Annotated in this window: 20 protein-coding genes and 4 tRNA genes; 19 read left to right on the plus strand and 5 right to left on the minus strand. The window is 55.1% G+C overall.

All coding sequences use genetic code 11. The features are described from left to right. Positions 1–93: 93 nt before the first annotated feature. The 17 genes from trxA to CKK19_RS07730 all read left to right on the plus strand — a co-directional run bounded on the left by trxA (position 94) and on the right by CKK19_RS07730 (position 15,247). Positions 94–423, plus strand: a complete 330-nt coding sequence (gene trxA / locus CKK19_RS07650; protein ID WP_006812392.1) for a thioredoxin TrxA — start codon at positions 94–96, stop codon at positions 421–423. Positions 424–764: 341 nt separating this feature from the next. Further along, entirely contained in the window at positions 765–2,024 is a 1,260-nt protein-coding gene (gene rho, locus CKK19_RS07655; protein WP_001054528.1) for a transcription termination factor Rho, read from the plus strand. 222 nt (positions 2,025–2,246) lie between these two features. Further along, positions 2,247–3,368, plus strand: a complete 1,122-nt coding sequence (wecA, locus tag CKK19_RS07660) for a UDP-N-acetylglucosamine--undecaprenyl-phosphate N-acetylglucosaminephosphotransferase (RefSeq protein ID WP_063853770.1) — start codon at positions 2,247–2,249, stop codon at positions 3,366–3,368. Positions 3,369–3,381: 13 nt separating this feature from the next. Continuing rightward, complete coding sequence (gene wzzE / locus CKK19_RS07665; protein ID WP_022646646.1) at positions 3,382–4,428, plus strand: ECA polysaccharide chain length modulation protein; 1,047 nt, start codon at positions 3,382–3,384, stop codon at positions 4,426–4,428. Between the two features lie 56 nt (positions 4,429–4,484). Beyond that, positions 4,485–5,615: a non-hydrolyzing UDP-N-acetylglucosamine 2-epimerase gene (gene wecB / locus CKK19_RS07670; protein ID WP_045308205.1), complete on the plus strand. Its 1,131-nt coding sequence runs from the start codon at positions 4,485–4,487 to the stop codon at positions 5,613–5,615. Further along, positions 5,612–6,874, plus strand: a complete 1,263-nt coding sequence (gene wecC, locus CKK19_RS07675; RefSeq protein WP_063853769.1) for a UDP-N-acetyl-D-mannosamine dehydrogenase — start codon at positions 5,612–5,614, stop codon at positions 6,872–6,874. Before wecB ends, wecC begins: the two co-directional genes overlap by 4 nt. Further along, positions 6,871–7,548, plus strand: a complete 678-nt coding sequence (gene rffC / locus CKK19_RS07680) for a dTDP-4-amino-4,6-dideoxy-D-galactose acyltransferase (RefSeq protein ID WP_063853768.1) — start codon at positions 6,871–6,873, stop codon at positions 7,546–7,548. The genes wecC and rffC overlap by 4 nt, the downstream gene beginning before the upstream one ends. Before the next feature lie 4 nt (positions 7,549–7,552). After that, entirely contained in the window at positions 7,553–8,683 is a 1,131-nt protein-coding gene (rffA, locus tag CKK19_RS07685; RefSeq protein ID WP_032608214.1) for a dTDP-4-amino-4,6-dideoxygalactose transaminase, read from the plus strand. A gap of 1 nt (position 8,684) precedes the next feature. After that, on the plus strand, positions 8,685–9,935 hold the full coding sequence (gene wzxE, locus CKK19_RS07690; protein WP_063853767.1) for a lipid III flippase WzxE: 1,251 nt from the start codon (positions 8,685–8,687) through the stop codon (positions 9,933–9,935). Further along, a complete protein-coding gene (locus tag CKK19_RS07695) occupies positions 9,932–11,011 on the plus strand; it encodes a TDP-N-acetylfucosamine:lipid II N-acetylfucosaminyltransferase (protein WP_038415039.1) in 1,080 nt (359 codons plus the stop codon). Before wzxE ends, CKK19_RS07695 begins: the two co-directional genes overlap by 4 nt. Further along, positions 11,008–12,360: an ECA oligosaccharide polymerase gene (gene wzyE / locus CKK19_RS07700; RefSeq protein ID WP_017693948.1), complete on the plus strand. Its 1,353-nt coding sequence runs from the start codon at positions 11,008–11,010 to the stop codon at positions 12,358–12,360. Before CKK19_RS07695 ends, wzyE begins: the two co-directional genes overlap by 4 nt. A 12-nt stretch (positions 12,361–12,372) precedes the next feature. Beyond that, complete coding sequence (gene wecG, locus CKK19_RS07705; protein WP_015570015.1) at positions 12,373–13,113, plus strand: lipopolysaccharide N-acetylmannosaminouronosyltransferase; 741 nt, start codon at positions 12,373–12,375, stop codon at positions 13,111–13,113. Between the two features lie 197 nt (positions 13,114–13,310). After that, on the plus strand, positions 13,311–14,696 hold the full coding sequence (thrP, locus tag CKK19_RS07710) for a bifunctional threonine/serine APC transporter ThrP (RefSeq protein WP_023305225.1): 1,386 nt from the start codon (positions 13,311–13,313) through the stop codon (positions 14,694–14,696). A 102-nt stretch (positions 14,697–14,798) separates the two neighbouring features. Further along, positions 14,799–14,875, plus strand: a tRNA-Arg gene (locus CKK19_RS07715). 67 nt (positions 14,876–14,942) lie between these two features. Continuing rightward, positions 14,943–15,018 (plus strand) — tRNA-His (locus CKK19_RS07720). A 21-nt stretch (positions 15,019–15,039) separates the two neighbouring features. Continuing rightward, positions 15,040–15,126 (plus strand) — tRNA-Leu (locus CKK19_RS07725). A 44-nt stretch (positions 15,127–15,170) separates the two neighbouring features. Beyond that, positions 15,171–15,247, plus strand: a tRNA-Pro gene (locus CKK19_RS07730). 539 nt (positions 15,248–15,786) lie between these two features. On the opposite strand, the gene hemY is transcribed toward CKK19_RS07730, so the two are convergent. The 4 genes from hemY to hemC are packed head-to-tail and all read right to left on the minus strand — an operon-like array spanning position 15,787 to position 19,881. Continuing rightward, a complete protein-coding gene (gene hemY, locus CKK19_RS07735; protein WP_032622057.1) occupies positions 15,787–16,986 on the minus strand; it encodes a protoheme IX biogenesis protein HemY in 1,200 nt (399 codons plus the stop codon). Positions 16,987–16,988: 2 nt separating this feature from the next. Next, positions 16,989–18,182, minus strand: coding sequence for a uroporphyrinogen-III C-methyltransferase (gene hemX, locus CKK19_RS07740; protein WP_022646657.1), 1,194 nt, complete (start codon positions 18,180–18,182; stop codon positions 16,989–16,991). A gap of 20 nt (positions 18,183–18,202) precedes the next feature. Further along, complete coding sequence (gene hemD, locus CKK19_RS07745; RefSeq protein ID WP_063853765.1) at positions 18,203–18,943, minus strand: uroporphyrinogen-III synthase; 741 nt, start codon at positions 18,941–18,943, stop codon at positions 18,203–18,205. Next, entirely contained in the window at positions 18,940–19,881 is a 942-nt protein-coding gene (gene hemC / locus CKK19_RS07750) for a hydroxymethylbilane synthase (protein ID WP_023305227.1), read from the minus strand. The genes hemD and hemC overlap by 4 nt, the downstream gene beginning before the upstream one ends. Before the next feature lie 349 nt (positions 19,882–20,230). Between hemC and cyaA the strand changes: the two genes are divergently transcribed. After that, positions 20,231–22,774 (plus strand): class I adenylate cyclase, encoded by a 2,544-nt coding sequence (gene cyaA, locus CKK19_RS07755; RefSeq protein WP_023299043.1) that lies wholly within the window; start codon positions 20,231–20,233, stop codon positions 22,772–22,774. A gap of 278 nt (positions 22,775–23,052) precedes the next feature. Here cyaA and cyaY read toward each other — a convergent pair whose 3' ends face one another. Further along, a complete protein-coding gene (gene cyaY, locus CKK19_RS07760) occupies positions 23,053–23,373 on the minus strand; it encodes an iron donor protein CyaY (RefSeq protein ID WP_032626549.1) in 321 nt (106 codons plus the stop codon). Between the two features lie 135 nt (positions 23,374–23,508). On the opposite strand from cyaY, the gene lptM reads away from it, so the two are divergent. After that, entirely contained in the window at positions 23,509–23,712 is a 204-nt protein-coding gene (gene lptM, locus CKK19_RS07765; protein WP_006812373.1) for an LPS translocon maturation chaperone LptM, read from the plus strand. Positions 23,713–23,740 lie beyond the last annotated feature (28 nt).

Raw genomic sequence — 23,740 nt, forward strand, 5'->3', positions numbered from 1 at the left:
AATAAAGTCAACCTTTAGTTGGTTAATGCGACATCAACACGTCGTTGGTGGAGACAAAACCAACGTACCAGGCTTATTCCTGTGGAGTTATATATGAGCGATAAAATTATTCACCTGACTGACGACAGTTTTGACACGGACGTACTTAAAGCTGACGGGCTGATCCTCGTTGATTTCTGGGCTGAATGGTGTGGTCCTTGCAAAATGATCGCTCCGATTCTGGATGAAATCGCTGACGAATATCAGGGCAAACTGACCGTTGCCAAGCTGAACATCGACCAGAACCCGGGCACCGCGCCAAAATACGGTATCCGTGGCATCCCGACCCTGCTGCTGTTCAAGAACGGTGACGTGGCGGCGACCAAAGTGGGCGCACTGTCCAAAGGTCAACTGAAAGAGTTCCTGGACGCTAACCTGGCGTAAGGTTTCTCCGCTGAGCGTCCAGAGCGCCTAATTAATGGTGAGCTCTGGACGCCCGGCTTTAGTCGTGCTAAGTTAGCTATGACTACGTTTTAAACATATCTTGTTGTTTGAATCTTGTTTTACCCGATACTTCCCGTTGTTAACTTAAACAGTGCGTGAAGTTGCTAGATTCCGGGCTTGTCACTCAATCCGTCTTGTCGTTTCAGTTCTGCGTTCTTTCCCTGTGACCAGACAGCGAACAGACATGAGGTGATGGCCGCTAAACAGGCATGGATGACCCTGCCATACCATTCACAACATTAAGTTCGAGAATCACCCCGAGTTTAAGAACCCACACCATTATGAATCTTACCGAATTAAAGAATACGCCGGTTTCTGAGCTGATCACTCTCGGCGAAAATATGGGACTGGAAAACCAGGCTCGTATGCGCAAGCAGGACATCATTTTCGCCATCCTGAAGCAACACGCTAAGAGTGGCGAAGATATCTTTGGCGACGGTGTGCTGGAGATACTGCAAGACGGATTTGGTTTCCTCCGCTCTGCAGACAGCTCCTACCTCGCCGGCCCTGACGACATCTACGTATCCCCTAGCCAAATCCGCCGTTTCAACCTCCGCACTGGTGACACCATTTCAGGTAAGATTCGTCCTCCAAAAGAGGGTGAACGCTACTTTGCGCTGTTGAAGGTTAATGAAGTCAACTACGACAAACCGGAAAACTCCCGCAATAAGATCCTGTTCGAGAACTTAACGCCGCTGCACGCGAACTCTCGTCTGCGTATGGAGCGTGGTAACGGGTCTACTGAAGACTTAACCGCTCGTGTGCTGGATCTGGCATCGCCAATTGGTCGTGGCCAGCGTGGTCTGATTGTGGCGCCGCCAAAAGCCGGTAAAACCATGCTGCTGCAAAACATCGCGCAGAGCATTGCTTACAACCATCCAGACTGTGTGCTGATGGTGCTGCTGATTGACGAACGTCCGGAAGAAGTGACCGAGATGCAGCGTCTGGTGAAAGGGGAAGTGGTTGCGTCAACCTTCGACGAGCCTGCTTCCCGCCACGTTCAGGTTGCGGAAATGGTTATCGAGAAGGCGAAACGCCTGGTTGAGCACAAGAAAGACGTGATCATCCTGCTCGATTCCATTACCCGTCTGGCGCGTGCCTACAACACCGTGGTGCCGGCTTCCGGTAAAGTACTGACCGGTGGTGTGGATGCCAACGCCCTGCATCGTCCGAAGCGTTTCTTCGGTGCGGCGCGTAACGTGGAAGAGGGCGGTAGCCTGACCATTATCGCGACGGCGCTGATCGATACCGGCTCCAAAATGGACGAAGTTATTTACGAAGAGTTTAAAGGTACAGGCAACATGGAACTGCACCTTTCTCGTAAAATCGCAGAAAAACGCGTCTTCCCGGCGATCGACTACAACCGTTCCGGTACCCGTAAAGAAGAGCTGCTTACCACTCAGGAAGAGCTGCAGAAAATGTGGATCCTGCGCAAAATCATCCATCCAATGGGCGAAATCGACGCAATGGAATTCCTCATTAACAAACTGGCGATGACTAAAACGAACGACGATTTCTTCGACATGATGAAACGCTCGTAACGCAAATAATCCCAGTAAACGCCACGTTTTTACGTGGCGTTTTTTATTTATGGGCTATACGCTATTACCACACACTCCCAATTTTGCCCGGTCGGTGCGACAATAAGAAAATTCGCACAGTAAAAATATTAATAGCTTGAATAATAAACAAATGGGTCGCAAGAGGTGTGCTTTATGCCTTCTGGCTTGATGCCATCATGGTTATACTTCTTTGACTAACATATGTTGAGAACATCCGTTGTGAACCTATTCGATACGTTTGCTGAACTCACCAGTATTTTTTTGTTCACTACTTGCTTTCTTTTTTTAGCACGTAAGGTAGCAAAATATGTCGGTTTAGTGGACAAACCTAACTTCCGTAAACGGCACCAAGGTATGATTCCCTTGGTGGGAGGAATCTCCGTTTTTGCAGGTGTTTCTTTCACTTTTGCTATCGCGGATTACTATATCCCACATGCCAGGCTGTACCTGTGCTGTGCGTCTGTTCTGGTTGTTGTGGGGGCACTTGATGATCGCTACGATATCAGTGTAAAAATTCGAGCCTTCGTGCAGGCTGCAGTTGCTCTTGCCATGATGGTGGCGGCAAACCTTCACCTTAGCAGTCTTGGATACATTTTTGGTTCTTGGGAGATGGTACTTGGGCCGTTTGGTTACTTCCTTACACTCTTTGCCGTATGGGTCGCCATCAATGCATTTAATATGGTAGATGGGATTGATGGTTTATTGGGCGGACTATCTTGTGTTTCATTTGCTGCCATTGGCATAATCTTATGGTTTGATGGTCAATACAGCCTGGCAATGTGGTGTTTTGCTATGATTGCGGCCATTCTGCCCTATATTCTTTTAAATCTTGGCGCGCTGGGCCGTCGCTATAAAGTCTTTATGGGCGATGCGGGTAGCACATTGATTGGTTTCACTATTATCTGGATCTTATTGGAAACCACTCAGGGTAAAACACATCCAATCAGCCCGGTTACAGCGCTTTGGATCATTGCCATTCCGCTGATGGATATGGTGGCGATTATGTATCGTCGTCTGCGTAAAGGAATGAGCCCATTTTCTGCGGACCGGCAGCATATTCATCATCTGATTATGCGCGCCGGCTTCACGTCTCGTCAGGCGTTTGTGCTGATTACGCTAGCGGCTGCTATTCTGGCTGCGATTGGCGTTGCCGCGGAATACGCTCATTTCATTCCTGAATGGGTAATGTTGGTATTATTCTTGCTAGCATTTTTCATGTACGGTTACTGCATCAAGCGTGCATGGAAAGTCGCGCGTTTTATTAAACGTTTAAAACGCAGGATGCGTCGGAACATTGGCAAAAACACAACATTAACTAAGTAAAACCGGGACTATGATGACTCAACCGTTGGCGGGAGCGAAATCAGTGGGCACTGAGAACGAGCTGGATATTCGTGGTTTGTTTCGAGTGTTATGGCAGGGCAAACTGTGGATTGTGGGGATTGGCCTGGGGTTCGCGCTGTTAGCGCTTGCCTACACCTTCTTTGCGAAACAAGAGTGGAGCGCCACGGCGATCACAGACCGACCAACGGTGAATATGCTTGGAGGCTACTACTCCCAGCAGCAATTCCTGCGTAATCTTGATATCAAGGCCAATCTGGCGACCCCGGATCAGGCCTCGGTGATGGATGAGTCCTACAAAGAGTTTGTGATGCAGCTGGCGTCGTGGGATACACGTCGCGATTTCTGGTCCCAGACAGACTACTACAAGCAGCGTATGGTCGGTAACAGCAAAGCGGATGCCGCGCTGCTGGATGATTTAATCAACAACATTCAGTTTATGCCTGGCGATGTGCTCCGTAACGTTAGCGACAGCGTGAAGCTGATTGCGGAAACGGCGCCTGACGCCAATAACCTGTTGCGTCAGTACGTTGCTTTTGCCAGCCAGCGTGCGGCCAGTCATCTGAATGACGAGCTGAAAGGCGCCTGGGCTGCGCGAACTATCCAGATGAAAGCGCAGGTCAAACGTCAGGAAGAGGTCGCTAAGGCCATCTTCGCCCGTCGCGTGCATAATATTGAGCAGGCGCTGAAGATTGCGGAACAGCACAATATTTCCCGTAGCGAAACGGATGTTCCGGCTGACGAACTCCCTGATTCAGAAATGTTCCTTCTTGGTCGCCCAATGCTTCAGGCACGTCTGGAAAATATCCAGGCCGTTGGCCCTGACTTTGACCTTGATTACGACCAAAACCGCGCCATGCTCAATACGCTCAACGTCGGTCCAACGCTGGACCCGCGTTTTCAGACCTATCGTTATTTAAGAACGCCTGAAGAGCCTGTAAAACGCGATAGTCCGCGTCGCGCATTCCTGATGATCATGTGGGGGATTGTGGGCGCACTGACTGGCGCTGGCGTAGCGTTATTGCGTCGCCGCACAAACTAAGAACGCCGTCTACGATGAAGGCTGCGGCCTTCATCGTCTAATCGAAGAGAATCGATGTGAAAGTACTAACCGTATTTGGCACCAGGCCGGAGGCCATCAAGATGGCGCCTCTGGTTCATGCGCTGGCCAGAGATCCTGATATTGAAGCGAAAGTGTGCGTGACTGCCCAGCACCGTGAGATGCTCGATCAGGTCTTAACCCTCTTTTCTATCGTCCCGGATTACGATCTCAATATAATGAAACCGGGACAGGGACTGACGGAAATCACCTGCCGTATTCTGCAAGAATTAAAGCCTATTCTGGAGTCGTTCAAGCCGGATGTAGTGCTGGTGCACGGCGACACCACCACCACCGTGGCGACCAGCCTGGCCGCGTTCTATCAGCGTATCCCTGTTGGCCATGTCGAAGCGGGACTGCGTACCGGCAATCTCTATTCCCCGTGGCCGGAAGAGGCCAACCGTACGCTCACCGGTCACCTGGCGATGTACCATTTTGCGCCAACCGAGAACTCACGTCAGAACCTGCTGCGCGAAAACATCAGCGACAGCAAAATCTTCGTTACCGGCAATACGGTCATTGATGCGCTGATTTGGGTGCGTGACCGCGTGCTGGCTAACAGCGAGCTTCAGGCAGAACTCGCTGCGCGCTATCCGTTCCTGAACAACGGCAAGAAAACGATTCTGGTGACGGGACACCGCCGCGAAAGTTTTGGCCGTGGCTTTGAGCAAATCTGCCACGCGCTGGCTGAAATCGCCGCGCAGAATGAGGATGTGCAGATTGTCTATCCGGTGCACCTTAACCCTAACGTCAGCGAACCGGTCAACCGTATCCTGGGCCACGTGGAAAACGTGCTCCTGATAGAGCCGCAGGACTATCTGCCATTTGTCTGGCTGATGAACCACGCCTGGCTGATCCTGACCGATTCTGGCGGCATTCAGGAAGAGGCGCCTTCCCTCGGTAAGCCGGTACTGGTGATGCGCGAAACCACTGAACGTCCGGAAGCGGTCACTGCCGGTACCGTGCGTCTGGTGGGAACGGATCCGCATCGTATTGTCGAAGAGGTCACGCGCTTACTGCATGACGAAGAAGAGTATCAGGCGATGAGCCGTGCCCATAACCCGTACGGGGACGGGCAGGCTTGTGGACGTATTTTGCACGCACTTAAACACAATCGGGTAACGCTATGAGTTTTACTACCATCTCTGTTGTTGGTCTCGGCTATATCGGGCTGCCTACTGCGGCGGCCTTTGCCTCTCGTCAAAAGCAGGTTATTGGCGTAGATATCAACGCGCATGCGGTAGAAACCATCAACCGTGGCGAAATTCATATCGTGGAGCCCGATCTCGATCGTGTGGTGAAAAAGGCGGTGGACGGTGGCTTCCTGCGCGCCAGCACCACGCCGGTAGAAGCCGATGCGTACCTGATTGCGGTGCCTACGCCCTTTAAAGGCGATCACGAGCCTGACATGGTTTACGTCGAGGCGGCGGCAAAATCCATTGCGCCTGTGCTGAAGAAAGGGGCACTGGTTATTCTTGAGTCCACTTCACCTGTTGGGGCAACCGAGCAGATGGCACAGTGGCTGGCCGAGGCGCGTCCCGATCTCAGCTTCCCCCAGCAGGCGGGCGACCAGGCCGATATCAACATCGCCTACTGCCCTGAGCGCGTACTGCCAGGCCAGGTGATGGTGGAACTGATTAAAAATGACCGCGTGATTGGCGGCATGACCCCAGTCTGCTCCGCGCGCGCCAGCGAGCTGTATAAGATCTTCCTTGAAGGCGAATGCGTGGTGACCAACTCCCGCACCGCCGAGATGTGCAAACTGACCGAAAACAGCTTCCGCGATGTTAACATTGCATTTGCGAATGAACTGTCGTTGATTTGCGCCGATCAGGGGATTAACGTCTGGGAACTTGTTCGCCTTGCCAATCGTCACCCACGCGTGAACATCCTTCAGCCGGGGCCGGGTGTGGGTGGGCACTGTATCGCGGTCGATCCGTGGTTTATCGTGGCGCAGAATCCGGAACAGGCACGCCTGATTCGCACCGCGCGCGAAGTAAACGACCACAAACCGCACTGGGTTTTCAACCAGGTGAAAGCCACGGTGGCGGATTGCCTCGCCGACAGCGGTAAACGTGCCAGTGAGCTGAAAATTGCCTGCTTTGGTCTGGCATTCAAACCGAATATTGACGATCTTCGCGAAAGCCCGGCAATGGAAATTGCCGAAACGATCGCAGCCTGGCACAGCGGTGAAACGCTGGTGGTTGAGCCGAATATTCATGCGTTGCCGGCAAAACTTGCCGGTCACTGCACCCTTACCGCACTGGATGACGCGCTGGCGACGGCGGATGTGCTGGTGCTGCTGGTGGATCACAATGCGTTTAAAGCGGTCTCCGCTGATGCCGTGCGTCAGCAGTATATTGTTGATACTAAGGGCGTTTGGCGTTGATTACTCTCAACGGCGTGCTGGAGTCCCTTGAGTGGGAAAGCGTATTTTTTTCGCTCCCCTCAGCGATAGTGCGTCTGCGCGATAACGCTCCTGCGTTGCAGGACGCAGACTTCAGCGCCTGGCAGCGCGTACAGGCTAAGATCCCGGCGGACCGCGCCGATCTGCTGGACGCGCTCCAGCAGCACGGATTCCGGCTGGTCGAGGGCGAGGTTGATCTCTCTGTTACCGTGGCCCGCCACGGCTCACCGGGCGCGGAAATTGCAACGGAGCAGGATATCCCCGCGCTGCGCAAGATGGCGGCGCTGGCTTTCGCTCAAAGCCGTTTCCGGGCGCCCTGGTATGCGCCCGATGACAGCGGCCGCTTTTATGCCCGGTGGATAGAGAATGCGGTTAAAGGCACGTTTGACCACGTCTGTCTGGTGTTCCGTACTGCCGGTGGGCAGATTCAGGGTTTTGTTTCGCTTCGCAGGCTCAACGAGCAAGAGGCGCGCATCGGTTTGTTAGCCGGGCGCGGCATGGGCGAAAAACTCATGCAGGCGGCGCTGCACTGGGCGGAGCAACAACATGTATCGACGCTGCGGGTCGCAACCCAGATGGGCAACACCGCTGCGCTTAAACGTTATATTGCGAGTGGTGCCAGCATCGACGCCACCGCCTACTGGTTATACAGGTGACAAGATGATTCCATTTAACGCGCCTCCCGTTGTGGGCACTGAACTTGATTACATGCAGTCGGCTATGGGCAGCGGCAAGCTCTGTGGCGACGGTGGTTTTACCCGTCGCTGCCAGCAGTGGATGGAGCAACGTTTTCACAGTGCCAAGGTGCTGCTGACGCCGTCCTGTACCGCATCGCTCGAAATGGCCGCGCTGCTGCTGGATATTCAGCCCGGCGATGAAGTGATCATGCCGAGCTACACCTTCGTCTCCACGGCGAACGCGTTTGTCCTGCGCGGGGCGAAAATCGTGTTTGTGGATATCCGTCCGGATACTATGAACATCGACGAAACGCTGATTGAAGCGGCGATCACCGACAAAACGCGGGCGATTGTTCCGGTGCATTACGCGGGCGTGGCCTGTGAAATGGACACCATCATGGCCATCGCCAAAAAGCACAACCTGTTCGTGGTGGAAGACGCCGCGCAGGGCGTGATGTCCACCTACAAAGGTCGCGCGCTGGGAACCATCGGTCATATCGGCTGCTTTAGCTTCCACGAAACCAAAAACTACACCGCAGGCGGCGAAGGCGGCGCGACGCTGATTAACGATCGTGCCCTTGTGGAGCGTGCGGAAGTGATCCGTGAAAAAGGGACCAACCGCAGCCAGTTCTTCCGCGGTCAGGTGGATAAATACACCTGGCGCGATATCGGCTCAAGCTACCTGATGGCGGACTTGCAGGCCGCGTATCTCTGGGCGCAGCTGGAAGCGGCAGAGCGAATCAATCTGCAACGCCTCTCCCTGTGGCAAACCTACTACGACGCGCTGGAGCCGCTGGCTAAAGCCGGACGTATTGAACTGCCGACTATTCCGGCAGACTGCATCCACAACGCCCACATGTTCTATATCAAGCTGCGCGATAACGACGATCGCAGCAAGCTGATTGCCTGGCTGAAGGAGGCGGAAATTATGGCGGTATTCCACTATATTCCGCTGCACTCCAGCCCGGCTGGCGAAGCCTTCGGGATGTTTGCCGGTGAAGACCGCTACACCACCAAAGAGAGCGAACGTCTGCTCCGCCTGCCCCTGTTCTACAACCTCGCGCCGGTGAACCAGCGTACGGTGATCAATTCGCTTCTGAGTTATTTCGCCTGATATGTCTCTGGCAAAAGCGTCGGTGTGGACGGCAGCGTCCACGCTAGTAAAAATTGGCGCCGGGTTACTGGTCGTCAAGCTGCTGGCCGTCTCATTTGGTCCGTCAGGCGTTGGGCTGGCAGGGAACTTCCGCCAGCTGGTCACGGTGCTTGGCGTGCTGGCAGGTGCCGGGATATTCAATGGCGTCACCAAATACGTCGCGCAGCATCATGACGATGCCGAAAAGCTTTGCACGGTGGTGGGCACCTCCTCTGCTATGGTGCTGGGCTTCTCTACGTTGCTGGCCATCGTCTTTTTGCTGGCGGCGGCACCTGTTAGTCAGGGACTGTTCGGACACACGCACTATCAGGGACTGGTGCGCCTGGTGGCGTTCGTTCAGATGGGCATCGCCTGGGCGAACCTGCTGCTGGCGCTGATGAAAGGCTTCCGTGATGCCGCCGGGAATGCGCTGGCGCTGATCCTCGGCAGCATCATCGGCGTTATCGCCTACTACTTTTGCTATCGACTGGGCGGCTATGAAGGCGCGCTGCTGGGGCTGGCGCTGGTGCCTGCGCTCGTTGTCATTCCGGCAGCGTTTATGCTGATGCGCAGAGGCAATGTCCCGCTGAGTTACCTGAAACCGCAGTGGGACAAGATGCTGGCGGGGCAGCTAGGAAAGTTTACCCTGATGGCGCTCATCACTTCGGTAACGCTTCCCGTGGCTTACGTGATGATGCGAAACCTGCTGGCAGCGCATTACAGCTGGGATGAAGTGGGGATCTGGCAGGGCGTGAGCAGCATTTCAGATGCTTACCTCCAATTTATTACGGCTTCCTTTAGCGTCTATTTGCTGCCAACCTTATCGCGCCTGACGTCCAGGCAGGATATTACCCGCGAGATTTTTCGCGCCCTGCGTTTCGTGTTGCCGGCCGTTGCGATCGCCAGCTTTACCGTCTGGTTACTGCGTGATTTCGCCATCTGGCTGCTGTTTTCAGCGAAGTTTACCGCCATGCGCGATCTGTTTGCCTGGCAACTGGTCGGCGATGTGCTGAAAGTGGGGGCATACGTTTTCGGCTATCTGGTGATTGCGAAGGCTTCGCTGCGGTTGTATATCCTGGCAGAGATCGGCCAGTTTGCGCTGCTAACGGCATTTTCTCACTGGCTGATCCCCACCCACGGTGCGCTGGGGGCGGCGCAGGCCTATATGGCAACTTATATCGTTTATTTCGCTGCCTGTTGCGGCGTATTTTTACTTTGGCGTAAACGCGCATGACTGCACTGATACACATACTGGGATCGGATATCCCGCATCATAACCAGACCGTTCTGCGGTTCTTCAACGATGAACTGGCATCCGGCACGCCCGATGCGCGTGAGTTTATGGTCGTTGGACGCGACAGCGGCCTGAGCGCGGCGTGTCCGGCATTGCATATCACCTTCTGGCCAGACAAAGCGGCGCTGACGAAGGCCGTGGTTGCTAAAGCCAAAGCGGATCGAAGCCAACGTTTCTTCTTCCATGGACAGTTCAATACCGGACTGTGGCTGGCGCTGTTAAGCGGCGGGATCAAACCTTCTCAGTTCAGCTGGCATATCTGGGGAGCGGATCTCTACGAAGTCTCCCGTGGCTGGAAGTTCCGACTTTTCTATCCGCTGCGTCGTCTGGCGCAGGCGCGCGTGGGCTGCGTTTTTGCTACCCGAGGCGATCTCAACTATTTTGCTAAACAGCACCCGAAGGTTCGCGGGGAGCTGCTCTATTTCCCGACCCGTATGGATCCGGCGCTGAACACCATGGCGAATGACACGGTTCGAGAGGGCAAGCTGACCATCCTGGTGGGGAATTCCGGCGATCGCAGTAACGAGCATGTCGCGGCGCTGAGGGCGGTGCATCAGCAGTTTGGCGACACGGTGAACGTGGTGGTGCCGATGGGCTATCCCGCCAATAACGACGCCTACATCGATGAAGTTCGCCAGCAGGGGCTTGCGCTGTTTAGCGCGGAAAACCTGCACATTCTCAGCGATAAGCTGGAATTTGATGACTATCTCGCGCTGCTGCGAAAATGCGATCTGGGCTATTTCATCTTTGCCCGTCAGCAGGGGATTGGCACGCTGTGTCTGCTGATTCAGGCGGGCGTACCCTGCGTGCTCAACCGCGAAAACCCGTTCTGGCAGGACATGGCCGAGCAGCATATTCCGGTGCTGTTTACCTCTGACACGCTTAATGTCGAGGTGGTACGGGAAGCGCAGCGTCAGCTCACGCTGGTGGATAAAAATAGCATCGACTTTTTCAGCCCGAACTACCTCACGCCGTGGCACCGCGCGCTGCGTATTGCTTCAGGAGACAACGCATGAGCCAGTTGCAGTTTAGCGGCTTGCTGGTGGTCTGGCTGCTGAGCACGCTGTTTATCGCCACGCTCACCTGGTTTGAATTCCGGCGGGTACGTTTTAACTTCAACGTATTCTTCTCGCTGCTGTTTTTGCTGACCTTTTTCTTTGGCTTCCCGCTGACCAGCATCCTCGTGTTCCGCTTTGATGTTGGCGTCGCGCCGCCGGAAATCTTGTTGCAGGCGCTGCTCTCTGCGACCTGCTTCTATGCGGTGTACTACGTCACTTATAAAACGCGCCTGCGCGCGGCAAAAGACACCACCCCCCGTCGTCCGCTGTTTACCATGAACCGGGTAGAAACCCATCTGACGTGGGTTATGCTGATGACTATCGCCCTCGTCAGCGTGGCGATTTTCTTCATGCATAACGGCTTTTTACTGTTTAAGTTGCAGTCCTATAGCCAGATTTTCTCCGCCGAAGTCTCCGGCGTCGCGCTCAAGCGTTTCTTCTATTTCTTTATCCCGGCGATGCTGGTGGTCTTTTTCCTGCGTCAGGACAGCAAAGCCTGGCTGTTCTTCCTGGTCAGCACCGTCGCATTTGGCATTCTGACCTACATGATCGTCGGCGGCACCCGCGCCAACATCATTATCGCCTTCGCGATTTTCCTGTTTATCGGCATTATTCGCGGCTGGATCTCGCTGTGGATGCTGGCGGCGGCAGGCGTCTTTGGCATTGTGGGGATGTTCTGGCTGGCGCTGAAGCGCTACGGGCTGAACGTGGCCGGCGACGAAGCGTTTTACACCTTCCTGTATCTGACGCGCGACACCTTCTCGCCGTGGGAAAACCTGGCATTACTGCTGCAAAACTACGACAAGATCGAATTCCAGGGGCTGGCGCCGATTGTTCGCGATTTCTATGTCTTTATACCGACGTGGCTGTGGCCCGATCGTCCCGGCATTGTCCTGAACACGGCGAACTACTTCACCTGGGAAGTGCTGAACAACCATTCGGGTCTGGCGATTTCCCCAACCCTGATTGGCTCGCTGGTAGTGATGGGCGGAACGTGGTTTATCCTGCCTGGCGCGATCGCGGTAGGGCTGATAATAAAATGGTTCGACTGGCTATATACGCTGGGTAACGAAGAGACCAACCGCTACAAAGCCGCTGTTTTGCACAGTTTCTGTTTCGGTGCCATTTTCAATATGATCGTTCTGGCGCGCGAGGGGCTGGATTCATTCGTCTCACGCGTGGTGTTCTTTATGGTCGTTTTCGGACTCTGTCTGCTGCTGGCAAAACTGCTGTACTGGTTGTTTGACAGTGCAGGGCTTGTGCACAGACGTGAGCCACAGGGCAGCACAACGCTGTCGCAAGTCTGAGTAGGGATTATCATGACGGATACAACTTCAGCCCCGCGTTATGCGCTGCGCGGGCTACAGCTGATTGGCTGGCGTGACATGCAGCACGCGCTGGATTTTCTGTTCGCGGACGGGCAGATGAAGTCGGGCACGCTGGTGGCCATCAACGCAGAAAAAATGCTGGCGGTTGAAGATAATGCGGAAGTGAAAAGCCTGATTGAAGCCGCGGAGTTTAAATACGCAGACGGTATTAGCGTGGTGCGTTCAATTCGTAAAAAGTTTCCAGACGCTAATGTGTCTCGCGTGGCGGGTGCTGACCTTTGGGAGCGGCTTATGGAGCGCGCAGGCGCTGAAGGCACGCCGGTATTTTTGATCGGCGGCAAGCCAGAGGTGCTGGCGCAGACCGAACAAAAGCTGCGTAGCCAGTGGAATGTTAACATAGTGGGCAGCCAGGATGGCTATTTCAGGCCGGAAGATCGCCAGGCGTTATATGAGCGCGTGCGCGACAGCGGGGCGAAAATTGTCACTGTCGCTATGGGGTCGCCGCGCCAGGAAATACTGATGCGCGATTGCCGTCTGGTCAGCCCGGATGCGCTTTATATGGGCGTTGGCGGCACCTACGACGTCTTTACCGGCCACGTTAAGCGTGCGCCCAAAGTCTGGCAAAATCTGGGGCTGGAGTGGCTCTACCGCCTGCTCTCCCAACCGACGCGTATAAAACGACAGATTCGCCTTCTGCGCTACCTCGCCTGGCACTACACCGGGAAAATGTAATCAATATGCAGCGCGATCTGCTGTTCGCGCTGCAACGCCCCCCGCAAAACTGCTGAGTTTATGTGCAATGCATTCATTTTTTTAATGCATTGTTTGCCATTTGCCAGAATTTAAGAAACCATTCGCTCCGTATTTCAGTACCCCTCAAAACAATACCCGGCAACAAGTCGGGAAACAGCAAACACAACCGAGGAATTATGGCAGAGAAAAAACCGGAGCTTCAGCGTGGGCTGGAAGCTCGACATATTGAACTGATCGCGCTGGGCGGGACTATCGGCGTTGGCCTGTTTATGGGCTCGGCAAGCACGCTGAAGTGGGCGGGGCCTTCCGTCCTGCTGGCGTATATTATTGCCGGACTGTTCGTCTTCTTCATCATGCGCTCAATGGGCGAAATGCTGTTTCTGGAGCCGGTGACGGGCTCTTTCGCCGTTTACGCCCACCGGTATATGAGCCCGTTCTTTGGTTATCTCACGGCCTGGTCGTACTGGTTTATGTGGATGGCCGTGGGGATTTCGGAGATCACCGCCATCGGGGTCTACGTGCAGTTCTGGTTCCCGGAGATGGCCCAGTGGATACCCGCGCTTATTGCCGTAGGGCTGGTGGCGCTGGCGAACCTTGCCGCCGTTCGTCTTTACGGCGAAATCGAGTTCTGGTTTGCGATGATCAAAGTCACCACCATCATCGTGATGATTGTCGTTGGCCTTGGGGTCATCTTCTTTGGCTTCGGTAACGGCGGGCACGCTATCGGTTTTGGTAACCTGACCGGGCACGGCGGCTTCTTTGCGGGCGGCTGGAAGGGCTTTCTGACGGCACTCTGTATCGTTGTCGCCTCCTATCAGGGCGTTGAGCTGATCGGCATTACCGCTGGTGAGGCGAAAAACCCACAGGTCACGCTGCGTAGCGCGGTAGGCAAGGTGCTGTGGCGTATCCTGATTTTCTATGTGGGCGCGATCTTCGTTATCGTGACCATTTTCCCATGGAACGAGATCGGCACCACCGGCAGCCCGTTTGTCTTAACCTTCGCTAAGATTGGCATCACGGCGGCAGCCGCCATTATCAACTTTGTGGTGCTGACGGCGGCGCTCTCCGGCTGTAACAGCGGAATGTACAGCTGTGGGCGTATGCTTTACGCGCTCTCGCAAAACAAACAGCTGCCTGCGGTGATGGGTAAAGTCTCCCGCGTGGGTGTACCGGTGGCGGGCGTAGCGGTGTCGATTGTGATTCTGCTGATTGGCTCTTGCCTGAACTACATCATCCCGAATCCGCAGCGCGTGTTTGTTTATGTTTATAGCGCCAGCGTGCTGCCGGGGATGGTACCGTGGTTTGTCATTTTGATTAGCCAGCTGCGTTTCCGACAGGCGCACAAAGAAGCGATCGCCAGCCATCCATTCCGTTCCATTCTGTTCCCGTATGCGAACTATTTGACGATGGCGTTCCTGATTTGCGTATTAATTGGAATGTACTTTAATGAAGATACCCGCATGTCGCTGTTTGTCGGGATGATCTTCCTGGCTGCCGTCACAGCTGCATATAAACTTTTTGGCCTGGGTCGCCGTGGCTCCGCCCATAAAGTGGAGGAATAAGCGGCAAAATGTGCAAACCATAACCAAACGCGCATTTTTTTCAAAAAAGCACTAGACAGCGGGGTCGGAGGTACGTAATATCCAGCCCCGCAACGGCGCTAAGCGCCCGTAGCTCAGCTGGATAGAGCGCTGCCCTCCGGAGGCAGAGGTCTCAGGTTCGAATCCTGTCGGGCGCGCCATTTTAGTCCCGGCGCTAGAGCTGCGGTGGTCTGAGAAGTAGTCAGAACCGCGTGAAAGAATACAGTGGTGGCTATAGCTCAGTTGGTAGAGCCCTGGATTGTGATTCCAGTTGTCGTGGGTTCGAATCCCATTAGCCACCCCATTATTGAAAGAGTTGTGAATTGCGAAGGTGGCGGAATTGGTAGACGCGCTAGCTTCAGGTGTTAGTGTTCTTACGGACGTGGGGGTTCAAGTCCCCCCCCTCGCACCACGACTTTTAATGAGTTGAACTAAAAATTCAAAAAAGCAGTACATCGGCGAGTAGCGCAGCTTGGTAGCGCAACTGGTTTGGGACCAGTGGGTCGGAGGTTCGAATCCTCTCTCGCCGACCAATTTTGAACCCCGCTTCGGCGGGGTTTTTTGTTTTCTGCGCTTTTTCATCCTGTAGCCATTCCCCGACAACACTCTATATCCTTGTCGCGATTCAGCGACATATAAGCCTTTAATAATAAAGAATTTATTATTTTCTCTCTTAACCTGTCTCCTGGTGACGACAGATTGCCGCCCTTAGCGCGATTTTGTATGGCGTAAGGCGTCTCTTAACAACATAATTTCCTTTTATCTTAAAATGTTGCGCGATGTAAAAGTTATGCGTGTAAACCTGGCACATTACATGCAATAATATGCGTGTAGATGCTCATTCCATCTCTTATGTTCGCCCTACGGCCTCATAAACTCAGGAATGACGCAGAGCCGTTTACGGTGCTTATCGTCCACTGACAGATGTCGCTTCGGCCTCATCAAACACCATGGACATAACGTTGAGTGAAGCACCAAATATGTTGTCTTACAGACCTGTTTTAACGCCTGCTTTTATAGCAGGCGTTTTTTTATGGGTACAAAAAAGGAGGCCATCTGGCCTCCTGGATAATTACTGCTGCGTTCCGTTATTGTGTAGCGTAAGCAGAAGCCCATCACGCCGCATGGCTGCGGCCTCTTCCGGCTTGTGCTGCTTGTCCAGCGAATCAGCAAGCCAGGCGTAATCAAATGCGTCCGGGCGTTGCTTCAGCGCTGCGCGGAAGGCGAGACTCGCCTCCTGCCACTCGCCGTGTTTCATCAAAGACTGGCCCAGCGTACTCCACAGCAGCGGACGATCGCCCACGGTTTTGATCTGCTGGCGCAATGCTTTTTCTATTTGTTCCGGATTGTTGGTTTTCAGACGCGGGATGACCATCACCAGGCGGTCATCATACTGTCGCTTGAGACCGTCGAGAAGGATCTCCTGCGCGGTGTCATGGTCGTCACACTCAATCAGATGTTCTGCCATCGCCACCTGAAGGGGAACCTGCTGGCGCGTTTTGCGGCTCTGGTTTTTCCACCAGGTTTTCAGGCCGTCGCTGCCAAGATCGGCGCGCGCCTGATCCATCAGGCCAATCCAGGCCAGACGCTGAAGTTCATCACGATGTTCATCATCGCCCACGTCGGCTTTCGCCATGGAAGGGATAATGTCCAGCAGCGAACCCCAGGCACCGGTCCGAATGTATGCCTGCTCCGCAAGACGCAGCACTTCCGGATGACGAGGGGTGATTTCCAGCAGACGGTCAACGCCGTGACGTGCGGCATGGTTTTCATTGCGCGCCAGTTGCAGACGAACGCGGGTGATCTCAACCGGAATCGGATCCTTAGTTGAGAGCTCAGATGCGCGTTCAAGATGCTGATTGGCGCGGGCCTCATCGCCTCGCTGTTGCGCCGCCTCAGCGGCCAGCAGATAGTTAACAACCGGCTGTTCTGCATGGTCGGCATTTTTCGACATCAGCTTTTCAACCTGCTGATAGTCGCCTTCGGCCAGCTTCAGCAACGCTTGCTCGGTCTGCTTACGGGCGCGACGGCGCTTACGGCCAACGAACCAGCCGCGCGTGTGAACCCCGGTACGGAAAATCCGACGCAGGATCCATTCCACTGCCAGCAGGACGACCACACCCAGGATCAGGATGATCACCAGCCCTGTCACGCTGGTTTCGACGTTGTAGTTATCGGTCTGGATCAATACGTAACCCTGGTGACCCGCGAGCATCGGCCCCAGTACAATTCCGGCGATCAGCAGGATGAAGAGTAAGAAGACTTTTAGCATCATCACTCTCCTTGCGGCGCGCTTTCAGGCGCTGGCGCGGCGGCAGGTGCTTCAGCCGGGCGCTCTGCCGGAACGCCCGGCTGGGCCAGCAGGTTACGCACGCGCGTCTGCATGATCTTCTCCAGAATCGGCTGGCTTTCCAGCTTGTCCGGCACGTTCATGGTGATGTTTTGCTGGCTCAGCTTGTCGATATCCTCCAGGAACGCGGTCGTGGTTGCGTCATTGGTATCGTAGTAAGCACGTACCCACGTTGAAACGTTATCCAGCGCCTGTTTGTAGGTCTCTTCCTGGTGACGCGGTACGGCCTGAGCAGCCACCAGCAGGCGGGAGCGAATGTTTTCGCGCAGATAGACATCCTGGTTCGGTGCCAGCAGCGGCACGGCAGTTTCATCGCGGCGGCGAATGGTAATAAAGCTGTCCATAAAGTTCTGCCAGCTCTTTTGCAGGTTGATACGCCATTCGCTCAGGGAGCTGGACAGCTCGGTGCCGTCAGAATCCATCGGGGAGTCATCGTCGTTGTTATCGGCCAGCTGAAGGTTATCAATCTGGTTGGAGAGCTGATTTACCTTAAGGATGATACCGTCATAGTCGACCTGAGAAACCGCAGACAGGCTGGCGATATCTTCCGTAATAGCGCGGCGTGCGTTGATGAGGCTCGGATCGTTCATATCGGCCAGGCTTGCGTCGGCGCTTTTCAGCAGCGCGGCGGCGGTGGTGACATCCTGATCGCTCCAGAGCTTGCGCCCGGCCAGCTTCACCAGAAAATCGGCCTGTGAGAGCAGCCAGGTTTTGGCATCGGTTCCCGAAATCGTGGCGACTTTCTCCTGCACTTCGCTCAGCTGTTTGGTCAACTCTTCACGTTTGCTGTTCGCGTCGGCGAGGGCGGCAGCCTGCTGTTTGATCACGCCTTCCAGCTCAGCTTTTTGCGTCTCCTGCGCTTTCTGTAGGGCGGTGATTTGGTTAACCAGCGCGTCGCTGGTGGCCGTCTGGTTGGTGCCTTGTTTCTTCACCAGTCCGTAGAGACCCACGCCTGCGGCCAGCGCAATCGCGATGGCAATCACGCTCAGCGTGAGGCTGGTTTTATTGCTGCCGTTTTTCTTCTCAACGGTTTTGTCTGTCGTCTCTGGCTGTGACGTGGTGTCCACAGTCTCCCTGGTCTCTTCAACCACGGCGGAGGATTTTTCGTGTTCCGTCATTATGGCTTCCCATTTGAGAGTTATTGTAATGCGCGCAGCAGCGCATCGTTGTCGGCGTTATCAGCGATCCGAATATCCTGCCAGCCCAGTTCCCGGGCGTGGTTCGCCAGACGCTCGCTGACGACCAGAAGCCGACAGCGGAGTAACCAGTTTTCGCGATACCAAAGCGGAATCAGCGACCAAAGCTGTTGTAACATTTCACCGCTGGTAACCACCAGCGTATTAATGCCGCGCGCGTGCCAGCGCATGGCTTCTTCCGCGCCATCATAGTGTTTCGCACAGCGCTGATAGCACTCCACAAACTTCACGTCTGCGCCGCGTTCGCGCAGCGTTTCGCCCAGCAGTTCGCGACCACCGTTGCCGCGCAAAATGAGCGCACGCTTTCCGGCAATAGTTTGTAATTCAGGTAATTGTAGCAAGACTTCGCTGATTTCCCGATCTAACGGGTAACGAACATCGATTCCGCTCGCGGTATGTAAGGCCAGCGCCGTGGTGCGCCCGATGGCGAAATAGCGGGGTGCGTGGGGCCAGTTAACGCCCTCCTGTTGCAGCTGCGCATGGGCAAATTCCACGGCATGCTGCGATAGCGCAAAGAGCAGATCACCTTCCTGCAAGGCACGCATCTGGTCAGCGAGCGTAGGCAGCTCGCGACCGGGGGAGAATTCAATCAACGGAAAACTCCAGGCCACCTGCCCCAGTGCGCGCAGACGGCTCACTAACTGCTCTCCTGCTGGAGAAGGGCGGGTGACAAGTATGCTCATGCAGGGGGCTCTCCGTTATAGACCTCAGCCAGAATTTCACGCGCGCCGTTATTCAGCAGCTCTTCCGCCAGCGATACGCCAAGCGCCTCGGCATCCTGCGGCTTGCCGCGACGTTCACCGCGAACCATCTGCGAGCCGTCCGGCGCGCCAACCAACGCACGCAGCCACAGCTCACCGTCAGTTAATTCAGCATAGCTGCCAATTGGCACCTGACAGCCTCCTTCGAGGCGAGTGTTCATCGCGCGCTCGGCTTTTACGCGAACGGCGGTATCGTCATGATTCAGCGGCGCGAGCAGTGCCTGAGTACGCGCATCATCCAGACGACACTCAATGCCGACGGCACCCTGGCCGACGGCGGGCAGCGACAGCTCCGGCGGCAACGCCACGCGAATACGTTCTTCCAGCCCCAGGCGTTTCAGGCCCGCAACCGCAAGAATAATGGCATCGTAGTCGCCGTTATCCAGCTTGCCAAGGCGTGTGCCGACGTTCCCGCGCAGCGAGCGAATCACCAGATCCGGGCGACGTTCAGCCAGCTGACACTGGCGGCGTAAACTTGACGTGCCGACCACGCTGCCTGCCGGCAACGCATCAAGCGAGTCATAGCGATTAGAGACAAACGCATCGCGCGGATCCTCGCGCTCGCAGATGGTCACCAGCCCCAGCCCTTCCGGGAACTCAACGGGCACATCCTTCATCGAATGCACGGCGATATCGGCGCGGTTCTCAAGCAATGCCAGTTCCAGCTCTTTGACAAACAGACCCTTTCCGCCCACTTTGGCCAGCGGCGTATCAAGAATGACATCGCCACGCGTGACCATTGGCACCAGCTCAACGCGTAATCCGGTGTGGCAGGCTTCCAGGCGCTGCTTAACATAATGTGCCTGCCAGAGCGCAAGAGGACTTTGGCGTGTGGCAATTCTCAAAACATTGTCTAACATGCTTGTTACCGTCATTATCAATCGCTAACCATCCTAACATTGTTGACACTCGGATGGCAGTTTTACGGTTGATGAAGAGTGAGAGGGACAGGGCGGCGTTCGCGTCAGCCACCGCCGTATTCAGGAATTTACACGTACAGAACGGTGCTACACTTGTATGTAGCGCATCTTTCTTTACGGTCAACCGGCAAGGTGTTAAATTGATCACGTTTTAGACCATTTTTTCGTCTGTACCACCAGAAAAGAACAAGGCGAAAAAGGGTAACGGTTATTTTTTGAAATACTGCGGGTCCGCTGCTTGTTCTGTTTTGACTGGCGTGCGACACCCGGAAACATCAGGCGATACGTCTTGTACCTCTATATTGAGACTCTGAAACAGAGACTGGATGCCATCAATCAATTGCGTGTGGATCGCGCGCTTGCTGCCATGGGCCCTGCTTTCCAGCAGGTATACAGTCTACTGCCGACATTGTTGCACTATCACCATCCGCTAATGCCGGGTTACCTCGATGGTAACGTTCCCCAGGGCATTTGCCTCTTCACGCCTGATGAAACCCAACAGCACTATCTGACTGAACTTGAGCTTTACCGTGGTATGCCGCCGCAGGTTTCGCCGAAAGGCGAGCTGCCGATTACCGGGGTTTACTCCATGGGCAGCACGTCATCGGTTGGGCAAAGTTGTTCTTCTGACCTGGATATCTGGGTCTGCCATCAGTCCTGGCTCGACAATGAAGAGCGCCAGCTGTTGCAGCGTAAATGCAGTCTGCTGGAGAGCTGGGCGGCGTCGCTCGGCGTGGAAGTGAGCTTCTTCCTGATTGATGAAAACCGTTTCCGCCATAACGAAAGCGGCAGTCTGGGTGGTGAAGACTGCGGCTCGACTCAGCACATTCTGTTGCTGGATGAGTTTTACCGTACTGCGGTTCGCCTGGCCGGAAAACGTATTCTGTGGAATATGGTGCCGTGCGATGAAGAAGAGAATTATGACGACTACGTCATGTCGCTTTACTCGCAGGGCGTACTGACGCCAAACGAGTGGCTGGATCTGGGCGGTCTGAGCTCCCTGTCCGCCGAAGAGTACTTTGGTGCAAGCCTCTGGCAGCTCTATAAGAGCATTGATTCACCGTACAAAGCGGTGCTGAAAACCCTGCTGCTGGAAGCCTACTCCTGGGAATACCCCACCCCGCGTCTGCTGGCGAAAGATATTAAGCAGCGTCTGCACGACGGGGAGATCGTCTCCTACGGGCTTGATGCCTACTGCATGATGCTGGAACGCGTCACCGAATACCTGACGGCCATTGATGACGCTACGCGTCTTGACCTGGTGCGTCGATGTTTCTATCTCAAAGTCTGTGAAAAACTGAGCCGCGAGCGCGCCTGCGTTGGCTGGCGCCGCGAAGTGGTCAGCCAGTTAGTCAAAGAGTGGGGATGGGACGAAGCGCGTCTCGCCATGCTCGACAACCGCGCCAACTGGAAAATCGATCAGGTGCGCGAGGCGCACAACGAGCTGCTTGATGCGATGATGCAGAGCTACCGCAACCTGATCCGCTTTGCCCGCCGTAACAACCTTAGCGTTTCTGCCAGCCCACAGGATATCGGGGTGCTGACCCGTAAACTGTACGCCGCGTTTGAAGCGTTGCCGGGCAAGGTAACGCTGGTGAACCCACAGATTTCGCCTGACCTGTCTGAACCGAATCTGACCTTTATCTACGTGCCGCCGGGCCGCGCAAACCGCACCGGGTGGTATCTGTACAACCGTGCGCCAAGCATGGATTCGATCATCAGCCATCAGCCGCTGGAGTATAACCGCTACCTTAACAAGCTGGTGGCCTGGGCCTGGTTTAACGGCCTTCTCACCTCACGCACCCGGTTGTTTATCAAGGGCAACGAGGTGGTCGATTTAGCCAAATTGCAGGAGATGGTGGCGGATGTCTCGCACCACTTCCCACTGCGTCTGCCTGCGCCGACGCCAAAAGCGCTCTACAGCCCGTGTGAGATTCGCCATCTGGCGATCATCGTCAACCTGGAATACGACCCGACGGCGGCCTTCCGCAATCAGGTGGTTCACTTTGACTTCCGTAAGCTGGACGTCTTTAGCTTCGGTGAGCAGCAAAACTGCCTGGTGGGCAGCGTGGATCTGCTGTACCGCAACTCGTGGAACGAAGTGCGTACCCTGCACTTTAACGGCGAGCAGGCGATGATCGAGGCGCTGAAAACGATCCTCGGCAAGATGCACCAGGACGCCGCGCCGCCGGACAGCGTGGAGGTGTTCTGCTACAGCCAGCACCTTCGCGGCCTGATTCGTACCCGCGTGCAGCAGCTGGTGTCTGAGTGCATCGAATTGCGTCTTTCCAGCACCCGGAATGAAACCGGACGCTTTAAAGCGCTGCGCGTCTCCGGCCAGACCTGGGGGCTGTTCTTTGAGCGCCTGAACGTGTCGGTGCAGAAGCTGGAGAACGCCATTGAATTCTACGGCGCGATTTCACACAACAAACTGCATGGCCTGTCGGTTCAGGTGGAAACCAACCACGTTAAGCTGCCGCAGGTGGTGGATGGCTTTGCGAGTGAAGGGATTATTCAGTTCTTCTTCGAGGAGTCGGGCGATAACGCCGGGTTTAATATCTACATTCTGGATGAAACCAACCGTGCCGAGGTGTATCACCACTGTGAAGGCAGCAAAGAGGAGCTGGTGCGCGACGTCAGCCGGTTCTATTCATCCTCGCACGATCGCTTTACCTACGGCTCAAGCTTTATCAACTTCAACCTGCCGCAGTTCTACCAGATTGTGAATGTGGATGGACGAGCGCAGGTGATCCCGTTCCGTACGCAGGCGATTACCCCTGCGGCGCCCGCTAACCAGGAAACTGCGCCGCTGTTGCAGCAGTATTTCTCCTGAACCTTTTCGCCGGTTGGCGCTAACGCTTACCCGGCCTACGGTCTGAGCCGCTGTTGCCGGGTGGTGCTAACGCTTACCCGGCCTACGGTCTGAGCTGCTGTTGCCGGGTGGCGCTAACGCTTACCCGGCCTACGGTCCGAGCTGCTGTTGCCGGGTGGCGCTAACGCTTACCCGGCCTACGGTCCGAGCTGCTGTTGCGGTTGGCGCTCACGCTTACCCGGACTATGGTTCGAGCCGTTGTAGGCCCGGTAAGGCGTAGCCGCCACCGGGCAACAAAACTACCTGAAACTCACGTTCTCACCCGCCTGCGCGGTCGCCGCCTGCTCCAGCAGATCCCAGAACGTTTCGCCGCTGCGGTCGCAGATCCACTCGTCACCTTTCAGATCAAAGTGATAACCGCCCTGTTTCGCCGCCAGCCACACCTGGTGAAGCGGCTCCTGACGGTTAATAATAATCTTGCTGCCGTTTTCGAAGCTTAAGGTCAGGATCCCGCCGTTGATTTCACAATCGATATCGCTGTCGCCGTCCCACTCGTCGATACGCTCTTCGATGGTCATCCACAGGGTATCGGCAAGGCGATGAAATTCACTGTCGTTCATGGTTTTATTCCTGTTTTTCGTGATGGCGGCAGTATAACGCTAAATAATTCCCGTTGCAGGAAAGCGGCAAACTCTTGCTTTTGTGTCTTCTCCTGCGATGATAGAAACAGATTTGAACTTACGGGCAACCTCTACATGAAAAACGTCTTTCGAACGCTTGCCGTTCTTGTCACTCTGTTTAGCCTGACCGGCTGTGGACTGAAGGGACCACTGTACTTCCCGCCAGAGGATAAAAACGCACCACCGCCGACGAAACCGGTGCAAAGTGGTATCGAGTCATCTACGCCGGATACCAACGATCGCGGCAATAACGGCGGCCCGACTCAGGTCAATCTCTGACGATTACGTTCTGTACCCGCGCAATGGA

Origin of the sequence: Enterobacter sp. CCUG 70166 (genome assembly GCF_020224095.1) — a bacterium.
GTDB lineage: Bacteria > Pseudomonadota > Gammaproteobacteria > Enterobacterales > Enterobacteriaceae > Enterobacter > Enterobacter intestinihominis.

Excerpts from the sequence above, each read along its gene's own strand:
- trxA (WP_006812392.1), top strand. The coding sequence starts at position 94 with ATGAGCGATAAAATTATTCACCTGACTGACGACAGTTTTGACACGGAC.
- rho (WP_001054528.1), top strand. The coding sequence starts at position 765 with ATGAATCTTACCGAATTAAAGAATACGCCGGTTTCTGAGCTGATCACT.
- wecA (WP_063853770.1), top strand. The coding sequence starts at position 2,247 with ATGTTGAGAACATCCGTTGTGAACCTATTCGATACGTTTGCTGAACTC.
- wzzE (WP_022646646.1), top strand. The coding sequence starts at position 3,382 with ATGACTCAACCGTTGGCGGGAGCGAAATCAGTGGGCACTGAGAACGAG.
- wecC (WP_063853769.1), top strand. The coding sequence starts at position 5,612 with ATGAGTTTTACTACCATCTCTGTTGTTGGTCTCGGCTATATCGGGCTG.
- rffA (WP_032608214.1), top strand. The coding sequence starts at position 7,553 with ATGATTCCATTTAACGCGCCTCCCGTTGTGGGCACTGAACTTGATTAC.
- wzxE (WP_063853767.1), top strand. The coding sequence starts at position 8,685 with ATGTCTCTGGCAAAAGCGTCGGTGTGGACGGCAGCGTCCACGCTAGTA.
- CKK19_RS07695 (WP_038415039.1), top strand. The coding sequence starts at position 9,932 with ATGACTGCACTGATACACATACTGGGATCGGATATCCCGCATCATAAC.
- wzyE (WP_017693948.1), top strand. The coding sequence starts at position 11,008 with ATGAGCCAGTTGCAGTTTAGCGGCTTGCTGGTGGTCTGGCTGCTGAGC.
- wecG (WP_015570015.1), top strand. The coding sequence starts at position 12,373 with ATGACGGATACAACTTCAGCCCCGCGTTATGCGCTGCGCGGGCTACAG.
- thrP (WP_023305225.1), top strand. The coding sequence starts at position 13,311 with ATGGCAGAGAAAAAACCGGAGCTTCAGCGTGGGCTGGAAGCTCGACAT.
- hemY (WP_032622057.1), bottom strand. The coding sequence starts at position 16,986 with ATGCTAAAAGTCTTCTTACTCTTCATCCTGCTGATCGCCGGAATTGTA.
- hemX (WP_022646657.1), bottom strand. The coding sequence starts at position 18,182 with ATGACGGAACACGAAAAATCCTCCGCCGTGGTTGAAGAGACCAGGGAG.
- hemD (WP_063853765.1), bottom strand. The coding sequence starts at position 18,943 with ATGAGCATACTTGTCACCCGCCCTTCTCCAGCAGGAGAGCAGTTAGTG.
- hemC (WP_023305227.1), bottom strand. The coding sequence starts at position 19,881 with ATGTTAGACAATGTTTTGAGAATTGCCACACGCCAAAGTCCTCTTGCG.
- cyaY (WP_032626549.1), bottom strand. The coding sequence starts at position 23,373 with ATGAACGACAGTGAATTTCATCGCCTTGCCGATACCCTGTGGATGACC.
- lptM (WP_006812373.1), top strand. The coding sequence starts at position 23,509 with ATGAAAAACGTCTTTCGAACGCTTGCCGTTCTTGTCACTCTGTTTAGC.